The organism is Paraglaciecola sp. MB-3u-78 (genome assembly GCF_002835935.1).
In the GTDB taxonomy this organism is placed as follows: Bacteria; Pseudomonadota; Gammaproteobacteria; order Enterobacterales; family Alteromonadaceae; genus Paraglaciecola.
The window spans coordinates 497,678-516,847 of sequence record NZ_PJCF01000005.1 but is presented as its reverse complement, the minus strand read 5'-3'; the positions used below and the strand labels follow the sequence as shown (position 1 = coordinate 516,847).

Annotated in this window: 17 protein-coding genes; 7 read left to right on the top strand and 10 right to left on the bottom strand. The window is 44.7% G+C overall.

From position 1 onward, the window contains the following. Positions 1-82: 82 nt before the first annotated feature. Together CXF95_RS13370 and CXF95_RS13365 are read right to left on the bottom strand one after the other, a co-directional pair. On the bottom strand, positions 83-1,516 hold the full coding sequence (locus CXF95_RS13370) for an AAA family ATPase (RefSeq protein WP_101199147.1): 1,434 nt from the start codon (positions 1,514-1,516) through the stop codon (positions 83-85). Further along, positions 1,509-3,215 carry an ATP-dependent endonuclease gene (locus CXF95_RS13365; RefSeq protein WP_101199146.1) on the bottom strand — a complete coding sequence of 569 codons (1,707 nt, stop codon included), beginning with the start codon at positions 3,213-3,215 and terminating at the stop codon, positions 1,509-1,511. The genes CXF95_RS13370 and CXF95_RS13365 overlap by 8 nt, the downstream gene beginning before the upstream one ends. A gap of 1,139 nt (positions 3,216-4,354) precedes the next feature. Here CXF95_RS13365 and CXF95_RS13360 point away from each other — a divergent pair. The 4 genes from CXF95_RS13360 (at position 4,355) to CXF95_RS13345 (ending at position 7,247) form a co-directional block, all read left to right on the top strand. Beyond that, positions 4,355-4,585 carry a CopG family transcriptional regulator gene (locus tag CXF95_RS13360; protein WP_101199145.1) on the top strand — a complete coding sequence of 77 codons (231 nt, stop codon included), beginning with the start codon at positions 4,355-4,357 and terminating at the stop codon, positions 4,583-4,585. Between the two features lie 258 nt (positions 4,586-4,843). Next, positions 4,844-5,218, top strand: a complete 375-nt coding sequence (locus CXF95_RS13355) for a hypothetical protein (protein WP_101200367.1) — start codon at positions 4,844-4,846, stop codon at positions 5,216-5,218. Next, entirely contained in the window at positions 5,215-5,553 is a 339-nt protein-coding gene (gene tnpB / locus CXF95_RS13350; protein ID WP_101199143.1) for an IS66 family insertion sequence element accessory protein TnpB, read from the top strand. Before CXF95_RS13355 ends, tnpB begins: the two co-directional genes overlap by 4 nt. 92 nt (positions 5,554-5,645) lie before the next feature. After that, positions 5,646-7,247, top strand: a complete 1,602-nt coding sequence (locus CXF95_RS13345; RefSeq protein WP_101199142.1) for a transposase — start codon at positions 5,646-5,648, stop codon at positions 7,245-7,247. Positions 7,248-7,297: 50 nt separating this feature from the next. Here CXF95_RS13345 and CXF95_RS13340 read toward each other — a convergent pair whose 3' ends face one another. The 5 genes from CXF95_RS13340 to CXF95_RS13320 form a co-directional block, all read right to left on the bottom strand. Beyond that, complete coding sequence (locus CXF95_RS13340) at positions 7,298-8,593, bottom strand: MFS transporter (RefSeq protein WP_101199141.1); 1,296 nt, start codon at positions 8,591-8,593, stop codon at positions 7,298-7,300. A gap of 368 nt (positions 8,594-8,961) precedes the next feature. Then, a complete protein-coding gene (locus CXF95_RS13335) occupies positions 8,962-9,423 on the bottom strand; it encodes an SRPBCC family protein (protein WP_101199140.1) in 462 nt (153 codons plus the stop codon). Beyond that, positions 9,420-9,782 (bottom strand): nuclear transport factor 2 family protein, encoded by a 363-nt coding sequence (locus tag CXF95_RS13330; protein ID WP_101199139.1) that lies wholly within the window; start codon positions 9,780-9,782, stop codon positions 9,420-9,422. Before CXF95_RS13330 ends, CXF95_RS13335 begins: the two co-directional genes overlap by 4 nt. 324 nt (positions 9,783-10,106) lie before the next feature. Then, a complete protein-coding gene (locus CXF95_RS13325; RefSeq protein WP_101199138.1) occupies positions 10,107-11,996 on the bottom strand; it encodes a DUF885 family protein in 1,890 nt (629 codons plus the stop codon). Positions 11,997-12,174: 178 nt separating this feature from the next. Further along, entirely contained in the window at positions 12,175-13,044 is an 870-nt protein-coding gene (locus tag CXF95_RS13320; RefSeq protein ID WP_101199137.1) for a DMT family transporter, read from the bottom strand. Between the two features lie 308 nt (positions 13,045-13,352). Between CXF95_RS13320 and CXF95_RS13315 the strand changes: the two genes are divergently transcribed. Both CXF95_RS13315 and CXF95_RS13310 read left to right on the top strand, forming a co-directional pair. After that, positions 13,353-15,152 (top strand): DEAD/DEAH box helicase, encoded by a 1,800-nt coding sequence (locus CXF95_RS13315; protein WP_101199136.1) that lies wholly within the window; start codon positions 13,353-13,355, stop codon positions 15,150-15,152. Between the two features lie 280 nt (positions 15,153-15,432). Then, a complete protein-coding gene (locus tag CXF95_RS13310) occupies positions 15,433-16,164 on the top strand; it encodes a hypothetical protein (RefSeq protein ID WP_101199135.1) in 732 nt (243 codons plus the stop codon). Positions 16,165-16,229: 65 nt separating this feature from the next. Here the strand turns inward: CXF95_RS13310 and CXF95_RS30635 are convergent, their stop codons facing one another. Genes CXF95_RS30635 through CXF95_RS13300 form a run of 3 tightly spaced genes read right to left on the bottom strand, consistent with a single transcriptional unit; the run spans position 16,230 to position 17,117 of the window. After that, positions 16,230-16,496: a HipA domain-containing protein gene (locus CXF95_RS30635; RefSeq protein WP_232787833.1), complete on the bottom strand. Its 267-nt coding sequence runs from the start codon at positions 16,494-16,496 to the stop codon at positions 16,230-16,232. Between the two features lie 29 nt (positions 16,497-16,525). Continuing rightward, positions 16,526-16,852, bottom strand: a complete 327-nt coding sequence (locus CXF95_RS30630; RefSeq protein ID WP_232787832.1) for a hypothetical protein — start codon at positions 16,850-16,852, stop codon at positions 16,526-16,528. Then, a complete protein-coding gene (locus CXF95_RS13300) occupies positions 16,839-17,117 on the bottom strand; it encodes a helix-turn-helix domain-containing protein (RefSeq protein ID WP_101199134.1) in 279 nt (92 codons plus the stop codon). Before CXF95_RS13300 ends, CXF95_RS30630 begins: the two co-directional genes overlap by 14 nt. A gap of 486 nt (positions 17,118-17,603) precedes the next feature. Between CXF95_RS13300 and CXF95_RS13295 the strand changes: the two genes are divergently transcribed. Further along, positions 17,604-19,100 carry a hypothetical protein gene (locus CXF95_RS13295; RefSeq protein ID WP_101199133.1) on the top strand — a complete coding sequence of 499 codons (1,497 nt, stop codon included), beginning with the start codon at positions 17,604-17,606 and terminating at the stop codon, positions 19,098-19,100. The last annotated feature ends 70 nt before the right edge of the window (positions 19,101-19,170 follow it).

The window sequence follows — 19,170 nt, the reverse complement described above, 5'->3', positions numbered from 1 at the left end:
AAATTGTCCTACGGACAATAGGCTCATATAAGAGTAATGGTTCTTTTCTATTTAGTAATAGCCAATGGCTTACCATCACTCATTACTTCCCCGGCAAGTATCTGCCTGCTCCAATAATGGTAAGGGACTTTGACCCACGAGTCATAGCGACATACAAATCCTTAGCATCAAGTGTGTCTGCATCGAGAATAACCGCATGGTCGTATTCCAGTCCCTTGACTAGCAACGTTGTCCTAATGAGCTTTCGGTGGCTGATCGGCCGTCCATTATGCCTCATCTCGCGCTGATACAGGTTTGCTGCCTCGGTAAGATCTACCCCCTCGCCGTCGATGTGGATCTTCAATACGTTGAGGAAGCGATACAGCAGGTCACGACGATAAGCCGATGTCTCTGGGTTGGACTTCAACTCCAAGAAAAATGACTTAAGGTGGAAGCTTGTTGGTTGTTCCAGGTAAGCATTCACTGAATGCAAAACCCCTGGATACTTGGTCCTTTTAGTTTGCTTTGCCACATCCCCCCTCTTGGTAGCCGCAGTCAGTGTCTTGTTCACGCCAGTAAAGCATTTCTTGGCAAAGTCCAATGCGAGAAGAAAGCTTGCTTGGACTGTCTTAGCGGCTCCGAATTTCTTAAAAAACAAGTGAAGATCTTTGCCTTCAACTTCTTCAATTGAAGAAAACCGGCCAGCCATGGTCCGTGCTAATTGGTGAGTCTTGTTTTTGGACTTCTGAGCCCCGTCATGGAGAGCAATTACGCTGTCGTCATGACCAAGCAGATTGCAGAGCGAAGAGTACTTGTTTGATGCCAAATATACCGGTTCGGTGTATACTCGAACCACGCAAGGTGGACGATTGACAGACAGGTCGATTTTCTGACCCAACTCTATCTTCTTTCGAGCTTCCTTCAACCAAGCACCAAGTTTTGGTTCACCCGCATTTTCCCAGCGCCATGGGATTTCCAACTTTCCCAAGCAATCGAAAAGGGGGTAGACACTCTCGTCCCAATCTACAGGCTTGCCTTCGCCAAAGTTAAATATGGCCTGCATGGGATCACCTAAGATTCGGCTTGGCAAGAACTCGGCCAAGGCGCAGACCAACAAGTGTTGAAGATCGGAGCAGTCCTGATACTCATCTACGTACACGCCGACATAAGAAGCAGCGACGACACGACGAATAAACCTCTTTATCAGCAAACCAGCACAACATTCATAGAGCTTGTTCCACTGCTTGCTGGTCGGGTTTTCTGTCTTCCATGTCGAAGTCTTGGGATATGCCAAGCAGAGGCGCAGCGACCAGCTTGCAATCGTGTCCACCTGATATTTGGAGGCAGGAACACCAAGTGCGGCCATCTTGGTCTTAATCGAGTTTACGCCCGCAAATGTGTGGGTCAAAATCAGTTGCCGGCCTACAGAAGCCCTTACTGCCAATGCTATAAGATGCGTTTTCCCATACCCGGCGGGTGCGATCACATACCCTTTAGTTGTGCATTCGTTGAGCTTGATTGCCAGTACTTCAGACATGCTCTGCCCATGTCCAAAGCTTGACGAGTTCAAGAGCCAGATTCCTCTTGCAGAAAGCTTCATCTTGAAACGCCGGGCTTACGGCCTTAAACCATAGATCGCCTCTGGTTGTGTCTTTGAACCAACCGGCCTTCTTCGCAGCAACACCGATGGCAGTTCGTAGTTTGGGGCTGTCCATCCATGTGTCAATATTCTTGTCTAGCTCTTCAAGGAACTTGGATCGTACTTGGTCGTGCGCAGAAAAACCCAACTCATCTTGAGCGAGCTTCACACTGGCCAATACGTTGGGCCACGGCAGATCTTGGAAGGCCCGCTCTTCCAATGAAAGCTTGTCGCTCCAAACATGGACTGGAACCCCCAGCCCATCCAGCTCGGCAACGTCAGCAGCAGAAAATTGGTCTTCAGCATCTGCATCAGCAAGTACCGATACATCATAGCAGAGCGACTTAAAAGCCTTCGCTAGCCCCTTCACCTTGCTTCCGCCACCTGCATTCAAGATTGCCACGCCATGAAAGGAAAACGGATCTTTCTTATTTTCTACCTGATAGTCGTCAAAGCCTCTCAGGAAGCCAACCTCTGTAGCGCCTTCGCACACGACAACCTTCTTTGCCAAAAATGCATCTGTGCTTGACCGAATTTTCCCCTGCACCTCATGTTCGTCAAGGCTCTCTTTGGCAGCAGAAATCATCTGAACTACCCCATCATTGTTGTGAACGATGTGGAGCTCGTTTACTGTAAGTTCGCGCAGCACGATGGGCGAGTGGGTCGTGAGGAAGTATTGCCCCCGCTTGTCTTCTCTAACGTGTTTGATAAGTCGGGAGATCCGGTGCGGCTCCAAGCCGAACTCCACTTCATCGAACAACGTGATATGACCTTCTTCGAGGCCAACTTTTTGAATACCACATAGCAACATTCGCCTCGATCCAAGACCCAATTGACGCAACGGCATGTCGCCTTCATGCAAGGTTAGACCGCCCACCTTCAGATTTATGGATGTCAGATCAAGGTGGGCCTTGTACGCATCCTTCACTGGGACACCTAGCAGCTTTGCTATTTCCTGCGACTTTACAGCCGCAGCATCAAAGTTTTTGAGGCTGACAGGCCGGTTAGCATCCAGTGAACTTCTGGCCGTTCTAGAAGCATTCGCCAAAAGTTCATTCAGGCTCTGCGCTTCAGTCAACTTGGCTAGCGCAGTTCCAGTCGCCCACGAGAGTTGCCTCTCGCTGTACGCACCGATCAACCCCACACTGACTTTACTTCTGTCGCCTTGCTTGAACGGAACACCATCGGGAGTGCGGTCGCAGACCACGACCCACTTCGGCTCCAAATCCTTATCAACCGTGAGTCGCACAGTCAAAACGTTCTCCAGATGGTCATCCGGTTCATCTGTTAGCTTCAATGCTGCTGGGTCCCATCCTCGGAGGTAGTTGCCATACTTGTTGAGTGAGCAAAACTCTTCAACCAAGTCGCCAATTGTGACTTCAATGACAATAGAGTTCTCAACTTTACATTGATAGAAGTCCGAGTCGCTGAACGTGGGATTCCATTGGGGAAAGAACGCATACCGGATTGCTTCCAAGATGGTTGATTTGGAGGAGTCGCCTTTTCCTATAAGGCAGAAGATATCGCCTGCTGGTAGGCTCCAATCGAGCTGTTTTACCCCACGAAAGTTCCTGATCTTTAAACTTCTAATTTTCACCGAGCAACGTCCTTTTGAACTTAACTTATTAAAATGGTTGAACTCCTGAGGAAGCTCTGTGACTAACTAAATCATACACAGCAGAGACTTTCATTGGTTCTTTTCCTATCCTTGATACAGCATATTATGAAAAAAACAAGATGCACCAATGCATGTGTGCAGCCGCTTTCTCTATCCGATTTTGATGAATTTTTTCGCACATCTGCATTATATTTTGACTGTTTCACAAAGACATTAACGTCCGCTTTGGGTCGAAAACCGACCTAATTCCAGACTACCAGACAATTTTCCGTGTGTCCGTTTTTCGCTCAAATATTTGAAAGCCCCACCCAACCATCAAAAATACGCATCCTCAGCGACGATAGTTGGAAGATGATGTGGATTAACAAAACCATCCATATTAACTAACAGCAAAGTAATCTAAAATTTTTAGTCGGTGAAGCCGATGCTTTTGTCTTATTTTTTGACCTACCCTCGACTCAAGGCTCGCCGATTATTACTTCAATTTAGTAGGGTGAAAGTGGATTCTTTAGAAGCACGGCTTCGCCCAGTTGAACAGCTCGACAGGGAAGTCGAGATTGGGTGCCGATCATCAGGGACGTGTGATTGACTACTTTGAAGGTTTTGAACTCAGTTGAAGCCGCTAACTTTACCGAATAATCAGATGAAGAGCATTGCCCTCGAGCGGCCCTTTTTATGAAATACGTCCTATATTTCACCCTTCGGGCCATCCTGTGGATGTTCAAATTTTTTCCTGAAAAATTTGTGCTTATTTTTTGCGGCTGCAGACCATATTTACGGGATAAATATGGAACAGCTTTAGCTGGCCTGAAAGGTAAAGTGTAGGACGCACTTTATAAAAAAAGTAAGTCATTTGGCAAGGATGCCAATTGAAAAACCGCATGCGACCGACATGGATGTTGGAAGGTAGAATAACGCAGGAGCAGTTATCGAGATGCGGTAAGCGTCAGCGCATGCCTTAAAAGCACGCTTCGCGGGATGCAGATAAACACAGCGCATGCATTATCGCCCCAACACGATAGTCATCACAACAACGATCAACAAAAAGCATTAAATTAGATGCTTTAACGTTTCTGGTGTAAAACCACATCAGAGTAGCCAATTGTGAGCAATTAAAAATGCCAAGACAAAGTATTTCATTAATAGATAAAAACGACGAATGGTTGCGCTTGCAGGTCAACGACAGCGGCGAATACTCCAATAAAAGAAAATTAGTCAATGACCTTATTCATCGAGCAAGAAGAGCTGAAACCATCAATAGCAAGCTAGAAAAAGCAGAAAAAACAGGGTTTACTGCACAAACTCCCACCGTGATATTGTCCGAAATAAACTCTGGAATTAGGCGATAAATGTATAGTCATTCTTACACTGGGTGTATATGTAATTGTTTAGTTCAATATCGAGTAGGGTGAGGCTTATGCCTCATCCCTCTCACAGAACCGTACGTACGGGCCTCGTATACGGCTCATGCGTACTATAAAACCACCAAGGGTGATAACAAGTTAGTCATAGAATACCCTATCAATGGTGAGCTTGCGGCAGCATAGCGCAACTTCGTAAATTTGATCTGGTTTAATGTTTGCAACTTATTCATTGAAGATGAAAATATGGCAATCGCTAAAAAAATAAATCAGATCGTTGAAGCATTTGAGCTGTGGCGAAAAAACCGGGTTAGTCGCCGTTCTGCAACCCCACAAGCACTGCGCCAACAAGCAGTTGATCTACTCGAACACTGCTCGTCCAGTAAAGTCACCGCGATGCTGCGGATCAGTGGCACACAATTGAAACAATGGCGTGAAGCCGTTGAACCAAGCCCAACATCCTCTGATTTTATTCGCTTACCTGGGCAAGGCGCGAGGGAGCCTGTTGCTAACGAGCATCTCAGTGTCGAGCTTCGGTTGTGTAATGGTGCAGCATTAACCCTTTCGGGTGATATTTCCCAAGCCTTCCTCGTCGCCATGATCCAGGAAGTTAGATCGTGATCCATTTAACGGCCCAAACGCCTATCCTGATCGCCACTGAGCCTGCTGACTTTCGCATGGGGATTGATGGTTTAGCGGCGCTTTGCCGTAGCAGGCTGACGCACGAGCCTCGTTGCGGGATCTTATTTGTGTTTATTAATCGCAATAAAACCATGATCCGCACGCTCGCCTATGATGGCACAGGATTTTGGTTGATGACCAAGCGTTTATCTAAGGGTAAATTTCAATGCTGGCCCACCGTTAATTCACCTGTTCATCCGTTTGAGGCCAGGCAGTTGCGTCAACTTCTAAGCCCCGTCAAGCCTGATCTTAAGCGATCATTTACGGCAACATAAATGAGCGTCATGAGCGGGTTGTATTTTCAATTAATGAGATCATACTGCCTGCCAATCTCCTATCCACACACAACAAACGGCTAAGCGAAACAGTGAGTAAACCTTTTACAGATATTGATGGTCAGGCGCTGGAAGCGCTGATAGCCCGCGTGACTGAGGCCAAGGAAAACACCCTGGCGTTAAGTGAGCAAGACAGCCAGTTGTTATTGGATGCGTTGCTGACGTTGGCGAGTATGCAGGACCGTTTAACGCATCATAACGTTACTATTCATAAGTTACGAAAATTGCTGGGAATAGAGAAATCATCTGAGAAACAATCGGATGTCACGCCAAAAAAGCAAAAGCCCGCCAAGCCTCAAAAGCCTGGTAACAAGCGCCAGACCAGCGCCTCTTCAGATAAGGGATTTACGCCGGTCAAACCCACCGTGGTTATTCACCCGTTAACCACCATCAGTAAAGGGGATAATTGCCCAGAATGCCTCACCGGTAAGGTATATAAAACCGAGCCAGGCAGTTTCTTGCGGATCACCGGCCACAGTCCGTTTACGCCCGAGCAGCATGTGATGGAGCGAGTTCGCTGCAATACATGTGGGGCTTATTTCACGGCGGAGCTGCCACCGGACGTACTGCAAGAGGGCCCGGGGACCCGAAAATACGGTTATTCCGCGTGCGCCTTGATGGCGATCTACAAGTACTTCGCGGGGTTACCTTTTTACCGCCAGAGCAGTATTCAAAAGCTGTTGGGCGTGAAGATCAGCGCATCAACGGTGTTTGACCAGATTGAGCTGGTGTGCAATGCCATTTATCCGGTCTTTCACCACCTTTTAAATCTGTCTGCGGATGCCGTGCATTACGCCATTGATGACACCACACACCGAATTCTGGATGCTAAGCCCATTGAGAAAAAAATACGTAACAGTGATAAAACGCAGCTACGCAGTGGTGTGTATACCTCGGGTGTTATCGCTACCACGAAGAACAATCAACACATCGTGTTATTCGAAACCAATATCGGCCATGCCGGTGAATTTATTGACAGCATCTTACAAAACCGCAGTCAATCCAGTGCACAGCCCATTATTATGAGTGACGCACTTGCCAGCAACCGCCCGACGGTGAGGGAAACCATGGGATCGTTATGTAACAGCCATGCAAGGCGGCAGTTTGTTGATGTGATCAACCATTTCCCGGAAGAAGTTGAACATATTTTAACGCGCTATGGCGAGATCTGGTCACACGAACATCACGTAGAAGAGCAACAACTGAGCGTAGCCAAACGGCTTGAATATCACCAAACGCATTCGTTGCCCGTCATGGCAGAAATTAAATTGTGGGGTGAAACCCATTTGGCAAACGAGACAGTAGAAGAAAACAGTGGCTTAGGCAAAGCGATAAAATACTTTATCAAACACTATGCAGGACTGAGCCTGTTTTGCAGCGTGCCCGGTGCAAAAATCGACAATAACGGCATCGAAGCGATGCTGAAAATTGTAGTGAGAGACAGAAAAAACGCGATGTTCCATAAAACATTACTGGGCGCGACAATCGGAGATGTCATCACCTCGATGATAGCAACCGGTATGGAAGCGGGCGTCAACGTTATGGATTACTTTACGCTACTGCAACGGGAGCAAGCACAAGCTAAGGCCCATCCCGAAAAATACTTACCCTGGAATTATCAGGAAAATAGCTAAGCACGATCCCAATAAACATCGGCTGACGTAGGCTTTTTGCCTAGGTCAAGCTATGCTCCCGTAAGCTCACCATCCGCTGGGCTTCTCTCATCGGCATGTTTTGGTAAAGCTGAGCCACTGCGAAGATATTGAACAACAGCGATCAGAATAACAAGGCTAGAAAAAATCAATGCATAACGCAGTGATTCTACGCCGTACTCGGGTGCCAAATAGTCACTGACCATACCTGTCACTACAGGTCCACAACCGAGGCCCACTATATTAAGAATAAAGAACAAGATAGCCGAAGTTGTGGCACGCATGGACGGTTTGACCAAATGATGGGCAATCGCGATAGTTGGGCCGAGATAACAGGACATAAACACATTACTGATAAATATGCAGACCAAAACCGCATTCAGGGATTCTAAGGTCAGTGCCAACATACTAAAAGGCAACGAAATTAAGACGCCTATGCCCGGCATCCACATATACCAACGCATATCGTTTTTGCCCAACTTGTCCGCCAAATAGCCACCACTGAGGGCGCCAATCACACCTGAAACACCAATAATCAGACCCAAGGAAAACCCCACATCCGAGACACTCATATCATGGCTGCGAATTAAGAAAGAGGGTAAGAACGTTAATGTAGAGTAACCCGCAAAGGCACAGAATCCGGCAGCAAAAGAGGCATTTCGAAAGGCTTTGGAACCCCATAGGTAACTAAGTGTCTCTTTAAAGGTATACCCCTCGCCAGCAGTAGGATCAGACACCATGCCAGCGCCACCGCGAGGAGGCTCTTTGAGCGTTAAACGCACTACTACGGCCATCAAGATACCGGGTAAGCCCACAGCAAAAAATGCCATACGCCATCCAATTTTGTCCGCCAACCAGCCACCTAATAACAGGCCAACCAGAATACCGATATACAACCCCATACTATAAATAGACATGGCTGCGCCACGCTCTTCAGGCGCATAATAATCAGAAATCATGGAGTGAGAGGGAGGGCTGGCTCCAGCCTCGCCTACACCTACACCTATCCTTGCAAGTAACAATTGCACATAGTTTTGTGCCAAACCCGATACCGCTGTCATACCGCTCCAAACCACTAAGGCCAGACTGACAATATTTCGGCGATTACCGACATCGGCCCATCGGGCGATTGGAATACCGACTACTACGTAGAATAAAGCGAAGGCAAAACCGGTTAATAAACCAAGCTGTGTATCGGACAGACCAAGTTCAGCTTTGATCGGCTCCTGTAGAATGACTAGAATCTGTCGATCGACAAAATTGAATACATATACCAAGGTAAGTATAAACAGGACATACCGTCGATAACTGCGTGTTTCCGCATTCATAGAACATTCTCAAGTGATTATTTTTATATAGGAATAATTTAGTATGCCCACTAAGTATTTTACGCTCAAGCATCACTCAACGAAGTATGTTGTCTATTTTGATAGGGTTTTAGGGCTCTATGCGTTTACACATACCTAACAAGACGATTACAAGTTACCTACAAACACATCTATTTTAATTGTGAATGAATTGCGATGGATCTTTATCAATTGTTGTTGGACGAAAAGGGTTACGTTTGCAAAAAACGTGCAAACTGCGGGGTCAAGGCATCTGGGGGCAGAGTATATCTGGGGTTATATTTGTGGGGTTCCCTCAGACTCTGACTCCAGATATTCAGATATTTTATGACCACAATGGGTTAACGAGACTAACCCCATAAGCTTTTTAGATTTCGCAAATAGGTGTCGACCATCCCAGAAAACTCAAATTTAACCAAAGGGCTAATCGCTAATTTAAGTAATCCAGGTAATGGTAGCGTGAGTTCTGCTTTTGTTTTAAACGAAATATTGGTACCGGTTGCAACCTCTGTTAATTCCCATCTACCCGATACTATGCCGTTACCCTCACCCTTGATAGGTGTCCACACTATCGTTTTAGCATCGCTATCAGAAATATACAGGCAGGCATAACTGGTTTGGATTGAATAGGTACCAAGACCGACCTTTTCCATATCCCATCGATATGAGTTGTCTGACAGAGCAGTTATTGCGTGGACTTTAGGAAAATGCTCTGCGGAAGCTGGGACATTAGATAAAAGGGAGAATACGGTATTGATGTCCGCGGTAACGATAAATTTTCGATTTAGATCAACGGTAACTTTAACAGTCATAATGGTTCCTTAGGTAATGTGACAATCATGGCGTCTACAGGAGACGATATCCAAGCTGTATCCCCTCTAATAATCACTTGTGGTTGATGCATGAAGGTTCTTACACCTTCTACACGCCCCAAATAGTCACCATAATCAATCGCTTCTTTATCTTTACCTTGATGTAAATACACATCACTTTCGCCAAAAACAGAATAATCGGGGTGAATATGCTTTAAATAGGCTTTTAAATTATTAGTCTCTACGGCTTTCCACATTGAATGAACATTTTCGACAATTTGGTCTTCAGCTGATTGGCTTGCGTAGCTAGCATTAGCCAACAAAATGCTGCCAAATAAGATAGCCAGTAAAATTCTCATATAGTCTCCAAAACTTGAATATTATTATTTGATTAATTTGTTTTAAAACTAATACTGACATAAAGATTTTGGCGGTACATCAACAATTAGAATGACTTTATTATTACTACCTCTCAAACGACGTTCCGCGCGGCGTTCACATGTCTTTGTGGCGAAGCCATCCCCCTCTAAAACTCCTATGCATAGTGATGAAAAACATCAATTGATCCAACATCACTGTCATTCAAACACTTAAGAAGTGTAAGGCCATAATTTATTCGCTAGACATAAAAAAAGGATAACAACATTGTTGTTATCCTTGCAGATTTTAAAGAATGCCTAACCTTAGCTTGCCAGTTTTAATGCAATCCAGGCATCAACTTTTGCTTCCAAGACATTAAGTGGTAGTGGGCCATACTTAAGGATCTCATCGTGAAATTCACGTATATCGAACTTGTCGGCCAACTTTGTTTTGGCGTCAGCACGTAACTCAAGAATTTTCAGCATGCCAATTTTGTAAGCGGTGGCTTGCGAAGGCATGACAATATGACGTTCTACCATTTTCACGCCATCTGAAACTGCATTCGGTGTGTTATCGGTATAATAAGCAATGCCTTTTTCACGGCTCCACTTTTTAGAATGTATGCCAGTATCCACCACTAACCGAGCTGCACGCCATAATTCCATCGATAAGCGACCAAAGTCTGAGTAAGGGTCTTGGTAGGCACCAAATTCTTTGGGTAGATATTCTGAATAGAGTCCCCAGCCTTCGGTATAAGCCGTGTAACCACCGAACTTTCTGAACTTAGGAATATCTTCCAACTCTTGTTGAATCGCAAGTTGCATGTGATGTCCCGGAATACCTTCATGGTAAGCAAGGGCTTCCATTTGATAAGTTGGCATGGCTTTCATTTCGTACAGGTTGGCGTAATACAAACCTGGTCGTGTTCCGTCCTCTGATGGGCGTTGGTAAAACGCTTTACCGGCAGATTGCTCACGAAAGGCTTCTACGGCTTTAACATTTAAATCAGCTTTAGGTTTAGTGATGAACATTTCATCTAGCTTAAGCTTCATGTCGTCAATTAAAGTTGTGGCTTCATTTAAGTAACGAGCTTTACCTTCAGCTGTATTGAGGTAGTAAAACTGATCATCATCACGCATAAATTGCATAAATGCTTTTAGGTCACCTTCAAAATTTACTTTGTCTTTTATAACGCGCATTTCATTGTGAATGCGTGCCACCTCTTTTAATCCAATTTCATGGATTTGGTCGGCACTGAGGTCTGTGGTTGTGGTTCGCTTGAGGGCAACATTATAAAAAGCATCACCGTCTTTCCATTTCCAAATACCGTCGTCAGTTGTGGCTTTGGTTTCGAGCTCGGTTAAGTGAGCAACAAGTTTTTGATATGCTGGTTTAACCGAATCACTTAACGCTAAGGTGGCTGCATCAATTAACGTGGCTTTTTTATCGTCGGTTAATTGGCTGTCTTCTTCGCCTTCTTTTTCGCTCAATGCATTTAATTTCTTGGTAAAGTCTGCAAGCAATGCACTTGGTTCGCCATCGTCAAATGGTGCGCCTTTAATAATGTTATTGGCGTCGCGGATCACGTGAGGAAATACAAATTTTGGCGGAATGATCTTGGCCGCTGTTCGTGCTTCGAGGTTAACGATAAGTTGATCAAATAATTTTGGAACAGCGTTTAGACGCGCGATATAATTCTCTGCATCTTTCACGTCGCCAATTCTATGTTGGTTAATCAACAAAGAGACCACACTTGAATGCCGTCCAAACATTTGATTGACTGGGTAGTTATACAAACGCCATTTATAATCTTCAATCTGCTCTTCCATTGACTTGACAGATAAGTCGTAGCTGAGCCTGGTATCTTTATCAAGCTTATCGCGATCGAAAGTCTGCAATTCAACAAGCTGCTTCTTGGTTATCTCCATAGACTCATTAGCGAACGCTTCTGATAAGTCGTTCCATTCATCAGCACGGTCTTTACGCCCAAGCGCAGTAAGAAATTCAGGGTAACGGGCAACTGAATCCTCGAAGGTACGTTCGAAGAAAGCGTTGACACGCTCAGACTCTAAGACGTCTGTTACAGCAGAAGCTTGTTCTACTGCCATTGCAGGTTTAGTTTCATGGGCTTGACTGTTTTTTTGTTCTGATGATTGATCACAGGCAGCCAGCAATAAAACAGCACTAATGGCTACTGAATAAGATTTAAGCACGAATATCTTCCTTTGGTTGAATTTCGAAAAAGAATAAACGCTATAGCAGCCTGATGCAATAGACCTTGGGTTTGATGTTTAGATAGAACAAAGTAGTCATTATCATGGGTGACTTGGTAATTATGGTAATTACAACGAACCTGCCCCACCGATTAGAAAGGAAGGTTAAAAACAGGGGTTACACCCCCATCTCGATGGCTTTTTTAGGCGTAAAACTACTGCCTATTGAAGCGATAATGACCAAACCAATTGCAGCCCACTGTAACAAGGTCAGTTGCTCACTTAAAATAACAAGACCAGCCAAAGCCGCAATCGCTGGCTCTAAACTCATCAGCACGCTAAAGGCCTGTGTAGGCATATTTCTAAGGGCTACCATTTCCAAGGAGTAAGGCAAGGCACTGGATAACACCCCCACCAATAACCCAAGGGGTAAAACTTCCCAGGTAATTAACGCTAAGCCTTGGCTCACTGCGCCAATTGGCACGAGCACTATGGCAGCCACTGTCATGCCTAGTGCCACTGTAATGCCACCTGATGCTTGCTTGCCAGTGCGAGTCCCAAACAAGATATAACCTGCCCAGCACCCACCAGCCCCTAAGGCCATTAATGCACCAGTAAGATCCAAACCTTGTGCGCTAGCTAAATCAGGCAGTAGCAGAAAAATCCCCGCTATGGCTAAAGCAACCCAGAGGAGATCGCTTTTTCGCTTAGACCCAAATAAAGCCACGGCTAAAGGACCGGTAAACTCAAGGGCCACGGCTATCCCCAAAGGAATGCGCTCAATAGCGAGGTAAAACAGGATATTCATCCCGCCTAAACACAGGCCGTAAATAATAATACTCTGCCATTCTCGCCCCTGAGGTAATGCTCGCCATGGGCGAAACACTAACCAAAGTACGGCAGCGGAAAAACCTAAACGCAATGCTGTGGTGCCTTCCGGCCCAACCAAAGGAAAAAGTTGTTTTGCTAAAGACGCGCCGGTTTGAATTGTCACCATAGCGAGTAAAACACAGCCCACAGCAGTCAGCACTACACGATTAATTTGCATCTAAAACACGTCCAAAAAAAATGAATAACCTAAGTGGCGGCATTCTACCTGAGGCAAGTCAAACCCTGCAGAAATTATTACTGTCAGGTGCAAAAGACACCCTTTTCAATTTCAAATGAATGACGATGAGTAGCTTGTTAATTTTATTGCATTATTTATTGCGTTGTTAATTGCGTGCTTAAGTTGATTTTTAAAAAGTGACTTGCCCCCTGCTTTTATATTTTATAAAACATCTAAACCACCTTGGCCACTATGTTACTGTAGTTTCATTCACAACACCTTCACCCCTCCTCAATATTCCAAGCATTATGAGCCAAGCATTCATATTACGAGATTACCAAACTCAAGCTGTTAAGGCGGCTGTAAAGCACTTTCGTCATGGCGATGACCCAGCGGTGATTGTATTGCCTACCGGTGCAGGTAAAAGCTTAGTGATTGCTGAGTTGAGTCGACTGGCAAAAGGTCGCGTCATTTGCCTTGCCCATGTAAAAGAGTTAGTTGAGCAAAACCACGCAAAATTTCTTGCTACGGGTTCAGCCGCGGGTGTTTTTTCGGCAGGGCTTTTTTCGGCAGGGCTAGGCCAAAAAAATAGTACAGCAAAAACAGTCTTTGCCAGTATTCAGTCACTTTCAGCTAACCTAGACTCTTTTCAAGTCCCTGCCAGCCTGATTATTATTGATGAATGTCATCGAGTGGGCATAGACGAAAGCGGTCAATACAATAAAACGCTGACGCATTTTCGCACGCTTAATCCTAGTGTAAAAATTCTTGGCTTAACCGCTACACCCTATCGATTAGGCAGCGGTTGGATTTATCAGCATCATTACCATGGTTACACACGACCATGCACCACCTCTTTTTTTAAAAAATGTATTTTCGAACTACCACTCCAGCACATGATAAAAAACGGTTATTTAACGCCACCCATTCATTATGATGCAGCCATTGCGCATTATGACTTTAGTTTGTTGACTCAAAGCTTGGACGGTGAACAAGACACCGATGATATCGCCTTAAATGAACTCATCCACAAACACCCACGAGTGACCAAGGCGGTTACCGAGCAAATTATACAGCTGAGCCAAGACCGTCAAGGCGTGATGATTTTTGCTGCGACCATAGATCACGCACAAGAAATCACCGGTTATTTACCCGCAGACCAAACGGCCTTCATTACCGGCACCACAAAAATAAAACAACGTGACGGGCTAATAGCTGCGTTTAAAGCCAAAAAAATTAAGTACCTGGTGAATGTGTCTGTATTGACGACAGGCTTTGATGCACCGCACGTGGATGTCATTGCTATTTTGCGTCCCACTCAATCCATCAGTTTATTTCAACAAATTGTAGGTCGTGGTTTGCGCCTCAGTCCGAGTAAAAAGGACTGCTTAGTATTGGATTACACCAATAATGGTTACAATATTTTTCAGCCCGAAATTGGCGAAAAAAAGCCCACACAAGATTCAGTAGCGGTGCAAATTCATTGCCCTCAATGCGGTTTTGCCAATGCATTTTGGGGACGAAAAGACCCTGAAGGGAATATTCTTGAGCATTTTGGGCGGCGGTGCCATGGCTTGATTGAAAGTCCCGAAGGCCCAGATGGCCCTGAAAGCACAGAAGTCTACACCCAATGCACTTACCGTTTTCGCTTCAAACACTGCCCACATTGTAACCAAGAAAACGATATCGCCGCCAGACAATGCCAGCATTGCTCTGAAAAGCTAATTGATCCCGATGATATATTAAGAAGAGCGTTAAATTTAAAGAATAATAAAGTATTACGCTGCGCTGCCATTACCACAGAGATTATATGGGCCGACAAGTGTTTAAAAGTCACCTACCATGACGAAGACGGCCTCACGTTATCGGAAACCTTCCGCTTTAATTATAAAAATTCGAGGCAAGCCTTTAACGATTTATTTGCACGAAGAATAGCTAACGCAAGTCAGTCGATTCAGTTCAACTCACTGGAAGAATTGGAGAAGTTTTTGCCTTACCTACCAGTGCCTGACTTTGTGATAGCCAAAAAGCAAAAACATCACTGGCAAGTGACCGAACGCTTATTTGATTACGAGGGTCCTTATCGAAAAGCGAATGAACTACTTTGACTGTCGGTAAAAAAAGGCACGCTGCGCACCATCGTCCCGCGCGGCGTCCGCTTGCCATTTACCCCTAAAATAAGCCTTTTTGTGCTGAACTTTACATACGGATAAAGCAGTGGCCGAGCCACCAAAGCGGTTATCGGCGAAGCCGATTTTCTTGTACTCTTACGATGTGTGTCCAGTTTTCCACTTAACAGTAGTGAACGTACCAAGAAGCTTTTACTTAACGATCATTCTGCGGGCATTTAAAGTATAAAATTTATACTGTATCTGGAAGGTGTGTCAGATGATAAAACCCTTAGTCGTAATACTTGTGTGCATAAGTATAATATTAAACTCAACTGCTCGTGCTGACTATGCGCTTGGGTGTAACGACCCTGAATATCATCAATATATAAAAGAGCGATTCGCTCATTTCGAGACAAAAAATCGACGTACACTTGCTTATACTCTGCGCGACTATGAACGAAGCTTAGCGACAAGCAAACACCCATTCCAAGTGATAGGCGATTTAAGCCGGCACCTTAAATACAGCGCGCAATTTGAACCAATCAATGAGGTCAATGCCAAGATTAATCGCATCTTTGAACATGCAAATAAGTTAAGTATAAAGCAGCAAATAGCCGGTGATGTGTTTGACAGTTTTAGCAGCGAAAAACACTCTGTAGGTATTGCACGGGCATGGATCGCATACAGACAAGGCAAGCAAGAATTAGCCTTTGAAGAGTTATTGAAGTCTATCGACATAAGCGGCTCAGCGGTCCTAAGTTCTTTTGGTCCTGACCTCGAGTTAATTCGCCACATTTATCGTGATGGGCATATTGCGCCTGTTGTTGCCTACATCAACAAAACTGAAGAATTCTGGACCGGCAGACGGCCCAACGGCCTGCGCTATGTGTGGCTTGAAATGATAAAAGCAGAGTGTAAAGTACAGTTTGATTTTGTTGACACAATAAAAGCATTAGAGCTTGGTATTAGCGTCATTGATGTAAACAAAGACTATGGACTGAGTCGCTAGTGCAATTATGTCATTCACGACTACGCGCAGTTAACTTTGAGGTGGATAAAGGGATCGTATTAACATTATGCCGGCGTTGGTATGCTTTTTATGTGCAAAACATCCCGTCCGTCTCCTAAGTTCCTCTCGTACTTGTAATCCCTTGATATGTTCAGAGCTTGGCAGCCATCAATGACATGCCGTCTGAATACGCGGTTTGAGGCTACGTCTAGTCTTCTGTCAAAGCGAGTAACCAATAAAGCAGGATGAGAGCCGAAGCGTTTGAATTCAACCTTTGCTGTTGGCAGTCCTACTGCTGCTGATAATTGCATACAAATGTATTCATTCAGCACTAGATGTTCGCATTTAGGTTTTTCGAACTTTAAAATGTGCGTTGAGCAATCTGCCCTTGTGCGGTGACAAATACATTGAGCTTGTCTTGCACACCCGCCACGCTAAGCCTAAGTTTATCATCCCAATGTAACAGGCCAAAATCTTCTTTGTTGTTAAGCCGCTCTGCGAGCTCTGCTTCGCCTAATAATCTAAAACTAGCAGGAGCATTAGGATCTGGCGCAATATCTGTAAACGAAAAAGCCCCAGACAAATCTTCGCCTAGCGCCCTTATCTGCGGGTAGACCTGTTTTTCAGATACACCTGTCTTTCTCGCAAAAACATACCCAGTGAATACGCCATACTTATACCCAATCATCGTCTGACGAGTCCACTGAAGCTCCCAAATAAGACAACTTAATACCTAATCCTTTGAGGATAGAAAAGGTAGCACCTAGTGTGCTGTTGGGATTACCATTTTCAATGCGCGACAGGGTATTGATACCCACATTACATAAGGATGCGCAATCCACTAATTTCATTTTCATAGCCGTACGTTTGGCCTTGATTAGTTTGCCAAGGTTTATCGAATCAAGGATTACGTTCGTTTCTGGCATATCCGATTCTGTGACTTGCTTACCCATATCATTTACTTATAATCACCGTTATCAGTGATTATAGATAGAAAATCTCCATCGTCAAATCGATTCACCGATATCGGTGATTTAATGTTGTGAAGAGTGTGCATGTTCAGTTTTAACCGATATCGGTGATTAATTTACTAATCTCTTATGAAGGGTGTCCTTGTAATTTTTATTTTAGAATACGTTTTAAACCAGCCAACATAAGCTTTTTAAATTGTAGTAAATTGGTCTTCTAATCCAAATGCATGTGTCCAGTTTTTTTACACTTTCAAAAACGTAAATATATAACCTATTGAAAAATATCGATAATATTTTTTGGCATAATACATGCATTGTATTATGTGGGTATAAGAAGGCAGCAGCCTCACCCGATTATCTTATGCTTAGTCTCTTTACTTGCCTAGTGTTAGCTGATCTGTTGTCCTTACATCAGCAATAAAATTCCCCTTGAATGGGGATCTGAATTTTCGTTACCAAGGAATAAAAATGAAAAATAAAGTGTTAAAAATATGCCTGACCGGTTTGGCTTTGTCTGTTGCTGGTTTAGTCAATGCAGAAACTACTGTCCTTAAAGTTTATGCTAACCCCCTTGATGGTGACGGTGGCGCCGTTGTCAAGGTTGCCACTGGTAATTTGCCTTTTGTGTCCACTGGGATCCAATTTGAAAAGGGCGAATTAATCACTATACAAGTCGATACGACTGACACGGTTAATTATAAGCCACTTATAGATGTTCCAGGTCAACCGCATTACACAGTAAATCCTAATGGTGTAGTCCATCCTTATCTTGATCTTAGACGTTCAAGTGCTGATTATTTAGTTCAGGGTACTGTTAGATACAGCCTCGTCGGTTTCATTGGCAGCCATCCTACCGATCCGTCAGAGGGTGGTATGCTTGTGACGGAAGCAAGTGATAATAAAAGGGCGGGATTCGTCGGCTCTAATTATGAACAAACTGCAAATGCTTCAGGTTATCTGTATCTTGCATTCAATGACGATAATTATAGAGATAATTCTGACTATTGGACCGTAACTATCACAACGCCTGGAGAGCCTGACCCCGGCCCATTAGCATCCTGTGATGCATCACCCCGTGAGGCAATAGCCGGTGGCTATATCAGTGTGGCCGCATCCTCCTCGGCAAACGCTTGTCTCGCTGCAAAAGACTACGTTACTATAGGTGCTCACACTAAAGCCTACGATATTTATGCGGGCGCCGCCGTTACCATAGGTGCTCACGCTCCCGTTGATAACATTTTTTCTGGGGCTGCCACGACCGTAGGAGCTCACGCTACTACCAAAAACATCCATGCTGGAGCCGCCATTACCTTAGGCGCCCATAGTGATGTCGATAACATCTATGCGGGGGCAGCCACCACAGTCGGCGCGGGCGCTTATTCGGATGGCAGTTTAGCTGCAGATGCCAACATAACAAGCACAGTGCCAGAAGATATACATAATGCTGCGAGTATGTCGGCCGCACTCTTACAGATAGACGTTGTTCGTGCAGCTTTGACTGCTGAAGCACCTAATTTCATAAGAGCGACGACCACTATGGGAACAGAGTACTTAAGTCCTGGTGTACATCAAGCCGGCGCTGTGAATGTAACCGCAAGCTCAACCATTACTTTTGAGGCGGGTGGTCTTGGTACTCCAAATGATATAGGTGGTACGAACTACCGTTGGGTTATGAATTTTGGGACGCTGACGGTTGGTGCTTCTACAAATTTCGTTACTGCTGGTTTGGGTCCTAAGGATACCGCTACTATTATCTGGAATGTAAAAACTGCTACTATCGGTGCAAGTACCTCTTTCCGTGGTACCGCATTTGCAGATGGCCCCTTTACCGCTGCTACTGCAGTTGTTACTTGTGGTAACATTTATGCGACGGGTTTAATTAGTCTCCGTGGCATTGGTGTCGAGTTAGACGGTACTACAGCCATGTGCGATTCTGATGCTGTCTTCGGTTATCTTGATTTCTAATTAATTAGTTTTAATTACGCACTTTAATGTGTGTATTTTCTTAAAGTAAATGGTCGGCTGTTATGGTTCG